13 protein-coding genes and 1 tRNA gene are annotated in these 15,927 nt (G+C 35.1%); 13 read left to right on the plus strand and 1 reads right to left on the minus strand.

The annotated features are described in order from the left end of the window. Positions 1-312 precede the first annotated feature (312 nt). The 3 genes from HFD15_RS02145 to HFD15_RS02155 all read left to right on the plus strand — a co-directional run bounded on the left by HFD15_RS02145 (position 313) and on the right by HFD15_RS02155 (position 2,484). A complete protein-coding gene (locus tag HFD15_RS02145; protein WP_010905424.1) occupies positions 313-513 on the plus strand; it encodes a cold-shock protein in 201 nt (66 codons plus the stop codon). A gap of 215 nt (positions 514-728) precedes the next feature. Then, a tRNA-Ile gene (locus HFD15_RS02150) sits at positions 729-802 on the plus strand. Positions 803-1,053: 251 nt separating this feature from the next. Beyond that, positions 1,054-2,484, plus strand: coding sequence for an MFS transporter (locus tag HFD15_RS02155; RefSeq protein WP_167593206.1), 1,431 nt, complete (start codon positions 1,054-1,056; stop codon positions 2,482-2,484). Between the two features lie 45 nt (positions 2,485-2,529). Here HFD15_RS02155 and HFD15_RS02160 read toward each other — a convergent pair whose 3' ends face one another. Beyond that, positions 2,530-3,213, minus strand: a complete 684-nt coding sequence (locus HFD15_RS02160; protein ID WP_023189673.1) for a GntR family transcriptional regulator — start codon at positions 3,211-3,213, stop codon at positions 2,530-2,532. Positions 3,214-3,380: 167 nt separating this feature from the next. Between HFD15_RS02160 and HFD15_RS02165 the strand changes: the two genes are divergently transcribed. The 10 genes from HFD15_RS02165 to HFD15_RS02210 all read left to right on the plus strand — a co-directional run bounded on the left by HFD15_RS02165 (position 3,381) and on the right by HFD15_RS02210 (position 15,911). Continuing rightward, entirely contained in the window at positions 3,381-5,015 is a 1,635-nt protein-coding gene (locus HFD15_RS02165; RefSeq protein ID WP_058208061.1) for a mannitol dehydrogenase family protein, read from the plus strand. Between the two features lie 288 nt (positions 5,016-5,303). Further along, positions 5,304-6,380, plus strand: a complete 1,077-nt coding sequence (gene uxuA, locus HFD15_RS02170) for a mannonate dehydratase (RefSeq protein WP_058208062.1) — start codon at positions 5,304-5,306, stop codon at positions 6,378-6,380. A 185-nt stretch (positions 6,381-6,565) separates the two neighbouring features. After that, the gene (locus HFD15_RS02175) at positions 6,566-8,092 is read left to right on the plus strand and encodes an MFS transporter (protein ID WP_012898235.1); all 1,527 of its coding nucleotides are present in this window, start codon (positions 6,566-6,568) and stop codon (positions 8,090-8,092) included. Positions 8,093-8,151: 59 nt separating this feature from the next. Beyond that, on the plus strand, positions 8,152-9,045 hold the full coding sequence (locus tag HFD15_RS02180; RefSeq protein WP_058208063.1) for an aldose 1-epimerase family protein: 894 nt from the start codon (positions 8,152-8,154) through the stop codon (positions 9,043-9,045). Then, on the plus strand, positions 9,042-10,460 hold the full coding sequence (gene uxaC / locus HFD15_RS02185; protein ID WP_058208064.1) for a glucuronate isomerase: 1,419 nt from the start codon (positions 9,042-9,044) through the stop codon (positions 10,458-10,460). The genes HFD15_RS02180 and uxaC overlap by 4 nt, the downstream gene beginning before the upstream one ends. Further along, on the plus strand, positions 10,457-11,407 hold the full coding sequence (locus tag HFD15_RS02190; RefSeq protein ID WP_023189669.1) for a sugar kinase: 951 nt from the start codon (positions 10,457-10,459) through the stop codon (positions 11,405-11,407). Before uxaC ends, HFD15_RS02190 begins: the two co-directional genes overlap by 4 nt. A 2-nt stretch (positions 11,408-11,409) precedes the next feature. Continuing rightward, positions 11,410-12,051, plus strand: coding sequence for a bifunctional 4-hydroxy-2-oxoglutarate aldolase/2-dehydro-3-deoxy-phosphogluconate aldolase (locus HFD15_RS02195; RefSeq protein WP_017864827.1), 642 nt, complete (start codon positions 11,410-11,412; stop codon positions 12,049-12,051). Between the two features lie 172 nt (positions 12,052-12,223). Continuing rightward, entirely contained in the window at positions 12,224-14,164 is a 1,941-nt protein-coding gene (locus tag HFD15_RS02200) for a PTS sugar transporter subunit IIA (protein WP_167593205.1), read from the plus strand. 1 nt (position 14,165) lies between these two features. Further along, entirely contained in the window at positions 14,166-14,465 is a 300-nt protein-coding gene (locus HFD15_RS02205; RefSeq protein WP_025017020.1) for a PTS sugar transporter subunit IIB, read from the plus strand. Positions 14,466-14,525: 60 nt separating this feature from the next. Then, complete coding sequence (locus HFD15_RS02210; protein ID WP_167593204.1) at positions 14,526-15,911, plus strand: PTS ascorbate transporter subunit IIC; 1,386 nt, start codon at positions 14,526-14,528, stop codon at positions 15,909-15,911. The last annotated feature ends 16 nt before the right edge of the window (positions 15,912-15,927 follow it).

Here is a 15,927-nt window from a genome sequence, read left to right on the forward strand (position 1 = left end):
TGGTACTTCGAAAGCACCGCCTGTCATCTTTAGCCGCTCAATTGTGAGTGGCTTTTTATTTTTCAATTAGTAGTTAGTTTGACTTTAACTAACCTTAGTGTTATACTTGCTGGACGGAAAGATTAGTTGCTTTCCTTACAGTTCATAAAAACCATATCATCAAGATATGGTTTTTATTAATAAATAGGCAGTTTGACATTGAGTATAATTAGTGTTACTATGAGAAAGTAGATTTTGTCATGAGTAAAATGTTTTATAGATTCACTTTTCGCAAAATGAGATTTACAATTTTGTCGAAAGGAAATAAATATTATGGCAAATGGAACAGTAAAATGGTTTAACGCAGATAAAGGATTTGGCTTTATCACTTCAGAAGAAGGCAAAGATTTGTTCGCTCACTTCTCAGCAATCCAATCTGATGGATTCAAATCACTTGATGAAGGTCAAAAAGTTGAATTTGATGTTGAAGAAGGTCAACGTGGTCTTCAAGCAGTCAATATCACAAAAGCATAATTATATTTGAAAATCGTGCATAAACTGGAGCAGTAGCTTCAGTTTTTTTAATACGATGTTGTAATTCTAGGATAGTATGTTATACTTAGCCAGCAAGAGAAAACACACACTTCCCTTTGCGTAAATTAGGGCCACTCTTTTATAGAGTGGTTTTTAATTAAGGTAGTATGTTATAATGAAAGTCTTGAACATAGGCGGCAGTAATGCTGCCTAACGGTTCTTTAGCTTAGTTGGTTAAAGTCCCCCGCTCATAACGGGGTTAGCGCTGGTTCGAGTCCAGCAAGAACCATAATGCCCCTTTATAGCCCCTTTCGATAAAACAACTTATTGAAATGTTGATTTTAAAGTATTTTTCTCTGTCGCTAGGACAGAGTTTTTTTATTTTTAAAAATAAAGATGAATAATGAATAAAAATATAAATTTGTCCAAGTGACATTTTTAAACTTCGCAAAAAGTAAAATTTATAATATAATAGATAGCTGGGGCTCTTTTAGGTTTGTAAAATTAAAAAGAGTTTATCCTCTAAAAAAAGGAGAAAAAATGGGAGAAAATACTGTTCCTCAAAAATCTAGTGATAATGCGGGTTCAATAGTGGCTTTAATGGTGGCCCTATTGGTAGCAATCTTTGCTTTTCAGCTCAATGCTTCAATGCTCTCGCCTGCTTTGGTTACCATGCAGACCCAATTACACACGACAGCTTCGTCTATAGCACTAACACAAACCATCTTTTTTACAGCTGCGGCCTTATTTGCTCTATTTTTGCCTCGTTTGGCGGATTTGATTGGACGAAAAAAAGTTCTAATTGGAATGCTTACTTTGACAATGATTGGTTGTCTTATCTCAGGATTTGCTACAAATGTAGGGATTTTGATGATTGGTCGTATTTTACAAGGTGCTGCTGGCCCTGTGGTTCCGCTTTGTTTAATTATTCTGCATGTGAAAGTGCGTGATGAGAAGAGATATGCAAAATTAATGGCCATACTCACTTCAATCAATGGTGGAATTGCTGGGGTTGATGCATTAGCAGGTGGTTGGCTAGTAAGTCATGGTGGATTTCGTTCTGTATTTTTTGTTATGGGAATTACTGCGGCACTTGCTATTCTTTTAGTAAGTTTTGGAACGCAAGAGTCAACTGCAAAAGATACACCAAAAATGGATTGGAGCGGAGTCATTCTTTTAGTAGTGGCAATGGGTGCGCTCTTGAGCGCGGTGAATGCCTTGCAAGGAAGTTTTGGAAATCTTGGACTTCCTAATTGGCTTTTAGCTTCACTCTTGGCTCTTTTAGGTTTGATTTGTTTTGTTGGATTTTGGCAAGTTGAAAAACGAGTGAATCATCCAATGGTTCCTATTCATTATTTGAAACAAAGAAGAACTTGGGGGTTATTAATTACAACTCTCCTAACGATGACTGGTGTCTTTGCAATTATGAATGGTATTATTCCAGCTTTGGGTCAAGATGGTAAGTTTGGTTTGGGACTTGGGGCAGATATGGTTTCTCTTGTTACCCTTACTCCTTATGCGCTTGCTGGCTTATTCTTTGGACCTGTTTCAGGATTCTTGGCTGCTCGCTTTGGCTTTACAAAAGTCCTTCGGGTTGGACTTTTAACGACGATTATCGGTATTGGTTTGGCCGTTGTTGGAGTGCTACAACCTTCAATCCGGCTTTTATTGTTGGTATCTACCTTCATTGGGATTACCTATGCTGGAATAACAAATATTATGTTAAATGGTCTGGGAATCGTGCTTTCACCAGAGGATAATCCAGGTTATCTTCCGGGCTTAAATGCAGGAATGTTTAATTTAGGAGCTGGTATCAGTTTCATTATCTTGTACGCAGTGCCAACGCTTTTACATACCAGTGTTGGTGGAAGTAGTTCTGGTTATATTTCTGGAATTGTCACAGGATTGATTCTTGTTATTATTGCTTTCTTTACTTCATTTTTAATTCCAGATTCTAAAAATGTAAAATAAATGAGTTACTTATAAAAAACTCTGTCGGAATTCCGGCAGAGTTTTTTATTCGGGTAAATTATCAAAGTATTCAGGAAAAGCTTGTAACACTGCCATTTCTTCGTCAAACATCAAGTGCAAATGTTTGGCAGCTGCTGTGACAGCTTGTTCTCCATCATGATTCTCAACAGCGCAAAGTATTTCCTTATGTTGCTCAATCAAGGTATTCCATGGTAAATCAGAAATCGCAAGACGTAACCAACGGAAACGATTGAACTGAATATTAATGGTTTGAAGCCAGTCCCAGACTTGGGCATGATTAGTCATTAAATAAAAAGTTTTATGAAATTCTTCATCGGCATTAAAAAAATTGTGATATTCTGCTTTAGCAGCATATTGTTCTTGAAGTTCAATTGCATCACGCGCTTGGTTGAGTAAAAGATTATTATTCTCTAAAGCCGCGGCTTCGGAAACAATTTTGGCTTCTAAATTTTCTCGAATGAATCGAGCATTGATGGCAGCATCTAAATCAATTTTTGTGACGAAGGTTCCTGATTGAGGGATGCTGTAAATGAGTCCATCACGACGTAAACGAAGAAGTGCCTCTCTGACAGGAGTTCGGCCTAATTGCAAATCAATTTCGATATTTTTTTGTGAAATTTTTTGACCAGGACGATATTCATTCCTGAGAATTTTGCCTGTAATTTGTTTATAGGCCTGATTCTGTAGATTAAAATTCAATTCATTCATTCTGTAATTATAGAGCAGAGGGGCGGTAAAGTCAAATAATAAAGGTATTCTTTTAAAATAATGTCTTTTTTTTAATATATTCTTGACAACGGTTTCTCAAAAGTGATATACTAGTTTTCGTAGAAGAAAAACTGATATATCACTTTTCGAGATTTAAAGGAGAAATCATGGTGAAATTGCTTGATGATTATTTGATAAAAGCTGAGGAATTTAAAAAAGCGAAAATTAAAATTCCTAACTTTAATCAAGACAAAGTTATAGAGTCAACAGCTGATAATCCAGTCTGGGTCCACTTTGGTGGAGGAAATCTTTTTAGATGTTTCCATGCGGGTGTCGCCCAAGACTTACTCAATCAAGGAGAACTCAACTCAGGTCTTATTGTGGCCGAAACTTATGATGATGAGGTAATTGATAAAAGCTATCGGGCATATAATAATCGTTTTCTGTCAGTGACAATGAAATCAGATGGAACTTTTGACAAAGAATTGATTGCGAGTGTTGCTGAAAGTTTTTATTTTAATGCAGAAAATACCGAGGGTTGGGCTCATTTAACAAAAGTCTTTGAAAATCCGTCTTTGCAATTGACAACTTTTTCGATTACAGAAAAAGGTTATTCACTACGGGATTCAAAAGATCAATTGACGCCTTTGGCACTTGAAGATATGCAAGGAAGAAGCAAGCCCAAAACCAATATGGGAGCCGTTACTTATCTCCTTTATGCAAGATTTAAAGCTGGTAAATTTCCGATTGCCATGGTGAGCACAGATAATTTTTCAGAAAATGGTTTGAAATTGCAAGAAGCGATTTTGACCATTGCTAAAGCTTGGGTGGAAAATGAAATCGTAGAACAAGATTTTTATGATTACCTTATCAATCCTAAAAAAGTCAGTTTTCCCTGGTCAATGATTGACCGAATTACACCCAATCCGTCTGAAAAAGTTGCAAAATTACTGACAGCTGATGATTTTGAGGATACAGAAATTTTACATAGTCAAAAACATACAAATATTGCTCCTTTTGGTAATACGGAAGAAGTTCATTATTTAGTGATTGAAGATACTTTTCCAAATGGCAGGCCGGCATTAGAAAAAGCTGGAGTTATCTTGACTGATCGTGAAACAGTCAATGATGCTGATCAGATGAAAGTTACCGCTTGTTTGAACCCCTTGCATACCGCTTTAGCTATTTTTGGAAGTTTATTAGATTATCATTCAATTTGGGAAGAAGTTGCCAATCCAGATTTGTTAGCACTTGTTAAGAATTTGGGGTATGGCGAGGCTTTGCCTGTGGTTAAGAATCCGAAAATTATCAATCCAAAAGATTTTATTGACCAGTTATTGACTAAACGTTTACCAAATAAAAATATTCCAGATACACCACAGAGAATTGCGGCAGATACGTCACAAAAAATTCCTGTTCGCTATGGCGTAACAATTGGACACTATATTGCCAATCCAAGATTTTCTGTTAAAGAATTGGAATTTATTCCATTAGTCATTGCTGCTTGGTGCCGTTATTTAATCGGAATTAATGATGAGTTAGAAAGTTTTTCTCCAAGTCCTGACCCTCTTCTTGAAGAGTTGCAAGCTTTTGTTGCCGAGGTAAAATTAGATGGTAGTCAGCAAGAAATTCATGAAATTCTAAAACCTATCTTATCTAATCACCAAATTTTTCCAAATGAGATGTACCAAACAGGGCTAGCTCAAAAGATTGAAAATTACTTTGAGCAAATGCTTCAAGGCAAAGGAGCAGTGCTTAAGACACTGCAAATCGTCCTAAAAGAACACGGAAAAAAATACTGACAGACTACTTATTTAGAACTGTCAGTAAAAAATATCTGAAAATTTACTGACAGAATGTTTAATTTTGAGCTGTCAGTAAAAATACTGCTATCAGTTTTCCATTTCTGCCAAATTGTGAAAAGAAAAAACTGACCAACTTTTTAATCAAGCTTTAAATAAAGTTTTGGCAGATTTGCAAAATCAAAATTACGAAATCATTGACGTACAACTTTCAGCTGGTCTTACCGCTTAGTGGGAAGCTATAGCACGTTATTTGGTTTTATATAAATAAGATAAAGGAATAAAAAAATGGAAATGACAATGCGTTGGTTTGGTTCAAATGCAGATAAGATAAAACTTTCTGAAATTGCCCAAGTTCCAGGTGTTAAAGGAGTAGTTGGAATGATTATGGACATTCCAGCAGGAGAAATTTGGCCAAAGGAGAGAATCAAAGCACTTAAAGAAGAAATTGAAGCCGCAGGTTTAAGTTTAAAAGTAATTGAATCTGTCAATATTCATGATGATATCAAAATTGGTTTGCCAACTCGTGATAAATATATTGAGAATTATAAAGAAACGATTCGAAATCTTGCTGAGTTTGGGATTGAAGTGATTTGCTATAATTTTATGCCTGTATTTGACTGGTTGAAATCAGATTTGGATTATCATTTATCTGATAATTCACAAACTATGGCTTTTATTGCTGGGGATATTCCAGCAAACCCTCAGGAGATAATTGACCGCGTTCAAGCAGCGGATGGTGGCTTTTCACTCCCGGGTTGGGAACCTGAAAGATTATCAGAAGTCAGAGGACTCTTTGAGGCATACAAAAATGTCGATGAGCATAAATTGCGTGAAAATTTTGCTTATTTTCTAAAAGCAATCATTCCTACATGTGAAGAAGTTGGGATTAAAATGGCTGTTCACCCTGATGACCCTCCTTATCCGATGTTTGGGCTTCCTCGGGTGGTGAAAAATCGGGAAGATTTAGATTGGATATGTAATGTTGTAGATAGTCCGTCAAACGCGATTACGCTTTGTACGGGGTCGATTGCTGAAGATCCAGCTAATAATGTCTATGAAATTATGGCTGAATTTGTCAAAAGAGACCGAATTCCTTTTGCACATGTGCGGAATATTAAATTTTTGCCAAGTGGTGAAAAAGATTTTTATGAAGCTCCTCATATGTCGGAGTATGGTTCGCTTGATATATATAAAATAATGAAAGCCATGTATGATAATGGTTTTGATGGCTATATTCGTCCAGACCATGGTCGAATGATTTGGGGAGAAACAGGACGCCCAGGCTACGGTTTATATGACCGAGCACTTGGAGCAAGTTATCTTAATGGGCTTTGGGAGGCGCTTGAGAAAACGAATCAGTAAATAAAAATGATATGAAGAAATCTATTTTAAAGAACTTTTTGTGAAAAAAATGTGCGGAGAATACTCTCCGCTAAAATTAAAACGTTGGAGTAAGCGTTTCACAAAGTTCACAAATTAACAAAGTTTATGGAAAAATTTGTCAATTTTCACTGACAAAAATATAAAAATAGGAGAATCTGTTTAAAATGGCAGAAAAACAAAAAACTTCATGGGTTTATACCCCAAAAGCAATCAATACAAGGCGTGGTCTTCTTTACGGTTTGACTGATTTAATGGGCGGAGGCTGGAATAACATTGTTTCAGGAGTTATCTTTGTCTTTGTTCTTTCACAAGGAATTAGTCCTCTTTTTACAGGAGCAGTTTTGGGAATTGGTCGGATTATTGATGCCATCTGGTCCCTCTTTTTTGGGGCAATTACTGACCGTTTTTATCGAACAAGATTAGGACGAAAATATGGCCGACGTCATTTCTTTATTGCACTTGGCGGAATATTATTTGCGATTTTATTTCCAATGTTTTGGATTTCAACTAGCAGTTGGCAATATTATCTTTGGGTTTATGTTGCTATTGAGGTAGCGATTTCCATGATTTTAATTCCTTGGGAAACCTTGCCTACGGAAATGACGCCTGATTATAAAAAACGAACCACTCTTTCAGGGAGTCGAATGTTTATTTCAGCAACTGGAACGGCTATTGTCTTCTTTACCTTAGCTGTACTTAAGTCATTTAATAATCCTAATGCTTATCTTTATACGGGAATTACTTGGACAGTCATTTTTGTCATTGCCATTTTCACTTCATGGCGAGCAAGCTGGGAACGCCCTTTAACTCCAGAATTTCTAGCAGAATTAGATGCTCAACCACGACTTGGATTTAGTGGATTTATGAAAAAAACAGTGACAGATTACTTTGGCACTTTCAAAAATAAATCATTCAGAAAACATTTATTGGTTTATCTCCTCTCATTTACAGGAAAAGATTTCTATTCTACACTGCTCCCAACTTTTATCGTGATTGGATTGTCTGGAACATCTGCCAATGCTCCGTGGGTTCTCCAAGCACTCTCAGCATTTGGTATTCTATCGACTATTGCCGCAGTAAAATTAATGGTCACTCGTGGTCCGAAATATTTATTTACTTTGAGTTATTTGGCGATTATTGTGGCCATGTTAGGTTATTTTGTTATCTATTTGACAGGGATTAATAATCCAATGTGGATGCTTGTGATTGTTTCCATTATTTATCAACTTGGACGAGGAATTTTAGAATTTACTCCTTGGAATGTTTTCCCTTTTATACCCGATGTTGACCGAATTTTTACACATGGTGATAAAGCGGGCGTATATGCTTCTGTCATGACTTTCTTTCGTAAATCAACAGGGGCACTTGCAACATATATTGCTGGTTGGGCTCTTGAAGAAATTGGATTTAATTCCACAACAATGACGACTCATGCAAATACACCATTAGGTATTCAGCACGGAATTATGTTGATTTTCATCTTTGTTCCAATTGGCTTGTTAGCAGCCGCATTAATTGCAGCTCGCACCTTTAAACTTAATCGAGCCAATCATGATATTTTAAAAGCAGAATTGCAACGTCTTGAAGAAGGAGGCTCAAAAGCTGATGTAACTCTTGAAACACGTCAGGTCGTTGAATTACTGACAGGTCACTCTTATGAAAAATGTTGGCCTGACCAAGCAGACATTTAATGACAAAAGCTTAAAAGTTTAGTGACAGGCGCTGTCAGTAAATTTATCGGAGAAAAACGATGGAAAATCAATTGTTAACACTAAAAAATAATGAGCTTACTGTTCAAATTAATCCAAAAGGGGCTGAATTAACTCATGTAATTGAGAATAAAAATAAATTTGATTTTATTTGGAATGGCTCTGAGTGGCCAAAACATGCCCCAATTTTATTTCCGGCTATTGGACGTTCAACTGATGATGAATATTTGCTGAACCAGAAGATTTATCCGATGCAACAACATGGTTTTGCTTCAGATTATTTCTTTGAAATTATTGACCAGAAAGAAGACCAGATAAGTTTGTCGTTAAAAGATAACGAGGAAACTTATCAATCCTACCCTTTTCAATTTGAATTAAAAGTCACTTATCAACTGGTCAGTAAAAAATTGAAGATTCAATTTGAAATAAAAAATCTGTCAGTAAAAAAATTGACTTTTGCCTTAGGATTTCATCCAGCTTTTAACCTGTCAGCAAATTTTGAAGATTACCAGATTTCCTTTGAAACTAAAGATAGGACTTTAAAACAATTTGAAATTGTCAAAAATCCATTTCCTTATCGTTCGGGAAAAATCATAGAAATTAATAAAGCTGTCAGTAATTTTCCACTTGAAAGAGAATTCTTTGAAAAAGGGCTCGTCATTTTTGACAATAAAATCGAGGAAGTGAAACTTTTTTCACAAGAGACTGATTATCAAATGACCATGAAAATGACGGATTTTCCTTATCTTTGCTTGTGGACAAAAGAAGACGAAAATCTTTCTTACCTCTGTATTGAACCCTTTCAAGGACTGCCTGATATTCTCAATCAAAAACAAGAACTCTTGCAAAAAGAAGGAAATATCAGCTTAAAATCAAATGAATCAAAAACTTATGAAGTTGAATTAACTTTTAATAGTAATAAAGGAGAATCATGAAATTTTTATCAGAAGATTTTTTACTAACGAATGAAAGTGCCAAGATGCTCTTTCACAAACATGCAGAAAAAATGCCAATTATTGATTATCATTGCCATCTTGAACCCGCAGAAATTTATGAAAATAAAAAATATGAAAATTTAACACAAATTTGGCTAGGTGGGGATCATTATAAATGGCGTTTGCTCCGTGCGAACGGCATTCCTGAAAAATTGATTACTGGAGATGGAGAGGATTATGAAAAGTTTTTAGCATTTGCTAAAACACTCGAAAAATCATTTGGTAATCCAATTTATGAATGGACTCATCTGGAATTAAAACGATTTTTCCATATTGATAAGTTGATTTCAAGCGAGACAGCCAAAGAAATTTGGGATGAAGCGAACCAAATGCTTGCCACAGATGATTTCAGACCACGCGCATTGATTAAAAATTCACAGGTAAAAGTTGTTTGTACAACAGATGACCCTATTTCAACGCTTTCTTATCATGAATTATTAGCCAAAGAGGAAAAAGATTTCAAAGTTTTGCCAGCTTTAAGACCAGACCATTTAATTTCGATTACTGACGGACATTTTGCAGACTATTTGACAGAGCTGTCAGCAGTTTCTGGAATTGAAATAAAAGGTTTTAAGACGATGATTAAGGCACTTGAACAAAGATTTGAATTTTTCACAAGCCTTGGTGGACGTTTGTCTGACCACTCCTTATCTACCTATACTTTTGCAGAAACTAAAAACGTGGATTTAGATTCTATCCTTCAGAAAGCCAAAGAGAATCAAACTTTAACAGACCTAGAATACAATCAATACATTACGGCATTAATCCTTGAAATTATGAAATTAAATAAAAAATTTGAATGGACAATGCAACTCCATGTTAACGTCAACCGTTCTATCAATGGCCCAGCCTTAAGTAAAATTGGTGAAAATACTGGATTTGATAGTATGGGTACTCAAGCTAATATTTCTGAGGAATTAACCAAACTCTTTAGCAAAGCAGCAGAACTTGAAACCATACCAAAAACCATTCTCTACTCCCTTAATCAAAATGATTGGCTTGAATTAGCCACAATGATTGGCTGTTTTCAAGGTGAAGGAGTGCAACAATTACAACTTGGAGCTGGTTGGTGGTTCAATGACACCAAAAAAGGAATGGAAAACCAATTAGAGATTTTTGCTTCACAAAGTTTATTGTCCAATTTTGTAGGAATGTTGACAGATTCACGGAGCTTTTTAAGTTATCCACGTCATGAATATTTCCGTCGCGTCCTCTGTAATTTTGTTGGACAGTTGATTGAAAATGGTAGAATCCCTGATAATGAAGCACTTGTTGGAAAAATGATTGAAGATATTAGTTATAATAATGTGCATGATTATTTTGGATTTTTCAAAGATGAGGACTCTAAGCAATGACTGAATTTATAACTCTTGGCGAACCTTTAGTCGTTCTTGCCTCAGAAAATCAAGATATAAGTTTAGATGCAGCTGAGCATTTCAGCAAATATTTAGCTGGTGCGGAGCTAAATGTTGCGATTGGTTTGAGTCGTCTAGGACATAAAGGAATTTATATTTCTAAAGTCGGAGAGGATTCATTTGGGAATTTTATTATTGAGTCAGTCAAAAAAGCGGAGATTGAAACGACCTATCTCACCAAAGATAAAAACTATTCAACAGGCTTTTATTTAAAACAAAAAGTAAGTGAGGGCGACCCAAAAGTTGATTATTATCGCAAAAATTCTGCAGCGGCCAATTTATCCATTGCTGAACTAAAAGCTCTAGATTTATCAGGGATAAAAATTGCGCATCTCTCAGGAATTTTTCCAGCCCTTTCAGAAACTAGTTTAAAAACATTTCAAGGGTTCAATCAAAAATTAAATGAAGCAGATATTTTAACCATTTTCGATCCAAATTTACGACCTGTACTTTGGGATAATCAAGAAAAAATGATAAGAATAATCAATGATTTAGCAAAGCAAAGTCAAATCATTCTGCCAGGAATAAATGAAGGTGAAATCTTGACCGGTTCATTTGAACCAGAAAAAATCGCTGATTTTTACCTTGAGCAGAGCACTCTCACAAAGATTGTAGTTGTCAAATTAGGCGCTGATGGTGCTTTTGTAAAATTAAAAAATGGTGAACAATATTTTATTTCTGGATTTAAAGTAGCAAAAGTTGTTGATACGGTTGGAGCAGGAGACGGATTCGCCGTTGGTCTTGAGTCTGCCTTACTTGAAGGAAAAACCTTAAAAGAAGCCGTCAAGCGCGCCTGTGCCGTTGGAGCATTAGCAGTTCAAAGCTCAGGAGATAGTGAAGGTTATCCCACAAAAGAAGAACTAAAAGCATTTTACAAGGAGATGTAGTCATGCAAAGAGCAGAATTATTAAATAAAGTGATTCAATCAGGAGTCGTCTCGGTCGTCCGAGCTGAGAGTGGCGAAAAAGCATTAAAAATCGTAGAAGCTGTCGTCTCAGGAGGAATCACTTCTATCGAATTGACCTATTCAGTCCCGCGAGCTAACGAAGTTATTTCTGATTTGGTAGCCAAGTATCTAGGAACAGATGTAGTGATCGGAGCAGGGACAGTTTTAGATCCGACCTCTGCTCGTTTGGCCATTGTTGCAGGGGCTCAATTTATTGTCAGTCCAAGTTTTAACAAAGAAGTCGCAAAGATATGTAATCTTTATCAGATTCCCTATGTTCCGGGAATTTTAACTCCACTCGAAGCTCAAAAAGCTTTAGAGTATGGGTCAGAGTTAATCAAACTTTTCCCAGGTGATATTACAGGTCCCAAAATGATAAAAGACTTAAAAGGTCCATTTCCTTATATTAATATCCTTCCATCGGGAGGAGTAAATGTTGATAATGTTGCTGAATGGTTTGCAGCAGGAGCAGTAGCTGTAAGTGCTGGAGGTGGGGTTACAGCTCCAGCAGCCAACAACAATTATAGTGGGGTTACTGAAAATGCCAAGAAATTTATGGCAGCATTTAAGGCAGCTAAGAAATAAAAATTAGCTATTAATTTTCCCTTTTGAATAATAAAAAACTTCATTTTTTGGAGTTTTTTTATTTTCTAAAGTTCAGTCCAATTATTTTATTTAGTAAAAGTAATTTGGACTGTAAGCGCTATATTTTGGTAAAATAATTGAGTTATAATAAAAAATACAAGGGAGCGTTTTTATGATTAATTATGATTTAGACATTCTCTTTTTTTCAAAACATAAATTATGGAAATTAGAGCGAATATTGGAGGTCACTAATCTAGATAAAGAAAAATTTTATCGAATATTGGAGGAATTTAATCAAAAATTAGAAAATCAAGGTTTAAAAAAATTAGATTATAAAAATGAATGCTTAGCAATTTTTGATAAAATAGAAAATTTTGAAGAAACTCGTTATTCTATCAATCAAAAGACATTTATTTTATCAGAAGTTGAAAGACGTTCCCTTATATATCTACTTATTTTTACAAATGAATCTTCCCTCTCAATAGCTCTTTTTCAAAAATATCTTCAAGTAAGTAAAAATACGGTTTTAAGTGATTTAAAAAAACTTAGAGAGGAGCTTATGCGCAAAAATATTCAGATTGAATATTCAAGAAAAAAAGGATTTTACCTTAATTTTGAGGAGAAAATTTTACAGGAGAAGGCTTGGTATTATTTGCAAAATTTATCTGAGGACGCAGGATTTTATACCTTATCAAAAGTTTTAAATGATAAGGATCCATTAACTATTTTTAAGAATAATCAGCTATTGAAAAAGATAATGCAAGAACTACAGATTGAGATTGTTTATAGTCGATATCTTTCGACATTACTGTTTGCAAGTCTGCTCAAGTGTAGAGGTTTTGAAAAGGGGAGTGAAAATATTAATGAGCTACTCAAATCATTAATTATTGGGATGTCGGATGGAAAAAATACAATTGAGCAAGACAATGGTTTATACCGAATGGCCTTTAACATTATGGAAAATGTTATGAAATTAGCAGCAATTGAATTCGATGATTTCACAAAGACCTTTATGGCACTATTAGCTCACCTAACTCCTGCATACTATCGATTAAAAAATCATTTTGAATTAAAAAATGTCCTGCTTGAACGGATAAAAAAAGAGTACCACTCCTTGTTTTTACTGATGGATAACGTCCTTCAACCATTAAAAGAAGAGGTCGGTGAAATTTCAGAATCTGAGAAAGCTTATTTTGTCATTTTATTTGGTGGAGAGATTTATAAAAATAAGTACTCAGGTAAATCATTAAAAGCAATTGTACTCTGTGTAAATGGAATCAGTTCGAGTTTAATTATGCAAAAAAGACTAGAGAGTTTATTCCCGACAATGGAATTTATTCTGAGTGCTCGAGTCTCTCATTTCGAAAAATTACCTATAAATTCATATGATATTATTTTTTCAACGGTTCCTGTAAAGTCAGACAAAAAAGTTTATCTTATGTCAGCTTTTCCAGAGCAGCGTGAAGAAAATAAGCTCTATAATCAAGTTTTACAAGATTTTCAGCTCCCAGGTTTTATAAAACCATCTGCTCAAACTATTTTAGATTCAATAGAACCGTACATTATTATAAAAAAACCAGCAAGTAAACTGGATTTAATAAAAATTATTGAAAAAAAATTAAATCGTACTAGAAAAGAAGGGAAACTATCAGGAGTTATGCTAACAGATTTACTTACAAAAGAAAAAATAAATTTTACCAATAGAGAATTGACCTGGCAAGAAGCAATTGAATTAGCTGCACAGCCCCTTCTTGATAAACATGAAATTGAAGAGCGTTATATCAAAGCTATTATTGATAAAGTAGAAGCTTTCGGCCCTTATATTGACTTAGGATTGGGAATTGCACTTCCTCATGCTCGTCCAGAGGAAGGGGTCAAAAAATTAGGAATGTCATTTTTAAGATGTGAACATCCAGTAAAGTTAATGAACGATGATAAGCATGAAATTAAACTTTTTATTGTTTTAGCAGCTATTGATAATGAGACCCATCTTAGAGATTTATCAACACTTACTAAGATATTATCAAATAAAGAACGCTTGGGTCAGTTACTTGCAGCAACAAATGCAACAGAAGTTGAACAAATACTTTTAGAAGAAGAAGGAGAAAAATAATATGAAATTTGCATGTGTATGTCAATCTGGGTTAGGAACGAGTTTTATGGTTCAAATGAACATTCAGTCATTATTAGAAGAATCAGGAGTAAATATTGATTATTTCGAATTGGAGCATATGGATGTTGGGTCAGCAACACCAGATGCAGCGGATTATTTTTTTGTTGAGGCAACATTAGTATCTGCTCTTCCTAATATTCCAACAGAAAAAATTATGCCACTTCAGTCAATTATTGATAAAGAAGTTGCGCGTGAAGCACTTTATAAAGTGCTTGATGAAAATAACATAAGTCATCAATAAGAAAAAATAAATCGAATCTATAAAGTACAAAATTTTTCTAGACTAGAGGAGAAAAATAAAATGAATGGTATTTTAAACTTTATTGTATCAGTCGCAACTACTCCAGCGCTTTTAGTTGGATTAATTGCAATGTTGGGATTGATTTTGCAGAAAAAAACAGCAAGTACAGTTATCCAAGGTTCAATTAAAACATTTGCAGGTTTTTTGGTTTTGACTGGGGGTGCGGGGATATTAGTTACCTCATTGAATCCCTTTGCAACGATGTTTCAACATGTCTTTAATGCTAAGGGAGTTGTACCATCCAATGAAGCGGTGGTTGCTTTAGCATTAGTGAAGTATGGAACACCCGCAGCCTTAATTATGATTGTGGGATTTATTGTCAATGTGATACTTGCACGTTTTACAAGATTTAAATATATTTTCTTGACTGGGCAAGCAATGCTCTATGTATCAACAATGTCAGCTGTTGTACTTATTTCTGCTGGACTAGGAAATGGTTGGTTGACAATCTTGTTAGGAGGAATATTTGAAGGAACATTGCTGACAATCACACCCGCTCTAACTCAACGCTATATGCGGAAGATCACTAGTAATGATGAAGTTGCAATGGGCCATACTGGCAATATGGGCTATGCTCTATCCGGTTGGCTTGGAGAAAAATTTGGAAATAAGGATCCAGAAAAATCAACTGAAAAATTAAATATCCCTAAAAACCTTGGGTTTTTGAGAGATTCTACTGTTTCTATTTCTCTAGTAATGATGGTTGTCTATGTTATTTTAGCTTTAATTGCAGGTCCTCATTTTGTTGAAAGTCCAGCTTTATCTGCTGGAACTAATTATATTGTCTATGCGGTCATTCAAGCAGGGACTTTTGCAGCAGGATTTGTGGTTGTTCTTCAAGGCGTTCGTATGATTTTGTCAGAAATTATTCCAGCATTTCAAGGGATTGCTAAAAAGCTTGTTCCTAACTCAAAACCAGCATTAGATGTTCCAATAGTATTTCCTTATGCGTCCAATGCTGTTTTAATTGGATTTTTTGTCTCATTTATTGTTGGAGTTATTTCTATGCTAATAATGCTTGGCTTAGGAACAACTGTGATTATTCCTGGTGTTGTTGGTATCTTCTTTTGTGGAGGAGCAGCAGGAGTTTATGGCAATGCTTTTGGAGGTTTGCGTGGGGCGATTATCGGCTCAACAGCGAATGGATTACTGTTAGCTTGGGGTCCACTTTTAATTCTGCCTGCCTTAGGTTCGTTTGGAGCGAATTCTGCATCGACCTTTGCAGATTCAGATTATATTGTTTCAGGAGGATTGCTTGGGGTAATTGGCAAAGCTGGATCAATAGCATTAATTTCCTTTATAATAATTTTTCTCTTAATTGTATTAATGACGAGTTTGATTTCGAATAGAAGAGATAAAATTAATTCAAAAAGCAAAGAATTATAATTGAAAAAATAATTTT

The sequence above is a fragment of the Lactococcus sp. EKM203L genome, assembly GCF_011800585.1.
GTDB classification, from domain to species: Bacteria; Bacillota; Bacilli; order Lactobacillales; family Streptococcaceae; genus Lactococcus; species Lactococcus lactis.

What these genes read in the sequence shown, in the direction of transcription:
- HFD15_RS02145 (WP_010905424.1), top strand. Translation starts at nt 313, where the DNA reads ATGGCAAATGGAACAGTAAAATGGTTTAACGCAGATAAAGGATTTGGC.
- HFD15_RS02155 (WP_167593206.1), top strand. Translation starts at nt 1,054, where the DNA reads ATGGGAGAAAATACTGTTCCTCAAAAATCTAGTGATAATGCGGGTTCA.
- HFD15_RS02160 (WP_023189673.1), bottom strand. Translation starts at nt 3,213, where the DNA reads ATGAATGAATTGAATTTTAATCTACAGAATCAGGCCTATAAACAAATT.
- HFD15_RS02165 (WP_058208061.1), top strand. Translation starts at nt 3,381, where the DNA reads ATGGTGAAATTGCTTGATGATTATTTGATAAAAGCTGAGGAATTTAAA.
- uxuA (WP_058208062.1), top strand. Translation starts at nt 5,304, where the DNA reads ATGGAAATGACAATGCGTTGGTTTGGTTCAAATGCAGATAAGATAAAA.
- HFD15_RS02175 (WP_012898235.1), top strand. Translation starts at nt 6,566, where the DNA reads ATGGCAGAAAAACAAAAAACTTCATGGGTTTATACCCCAAAAGCAATC.
- HFD15_RS02180 (WP_058208063.1), top strand. Translation starts at nt 8,152, where the DNA reads ATGGAAAATCAATTGTTAACACTAAAAAATAATGAGCTTACTGTTCAA.
- uxaC (WP_058208064.1), top strand. Translation starts at nt 9,042, where the DNA reads ATGAAATTTTTATCAGAAGATTTTTTACTAACGAATGAAAGTGCCAAG.
- HFD15_RS02190 (WP_023189669.1), top strand. Translation starts at nt 10,457, where the DNA reads ATGACTGAATTTATAACTCTTGGCGAACCTTTAGTCGTTCTTGCCTCA.
- HFD15_RS02195 (WP_017864827.1), top strand. Translation starts at nt 11,410, where the DNA reads ATGCAAAGAGCAGAATTATTAAATAAAGTGATTCAATCAGGAGTCGTC.
- HFD15_RS02200 (WP_167593205.1), top strand. Translation starts at nt 12,224, where the DNA reads ATGATTAATTATGATTTAGACATTCTCTTTTTTTCAAAACATAAATTA.
- HFD15_RS02205 (WP_025017020.1), top strand. Translation starts at nt 14,166, where the DNA reads ATGAAATTTGCATGTGTATGTCAATCTGGGTTAGGAACGAGTTTTATG.
- HFD15_RS02210 (WP_167593204.1), top strand. Translation starts at nt 14,526, where the DNA reads ATGAATGGTATTTTAAACTTTATTGTATCAGTCGCAACTACTCCAGCG.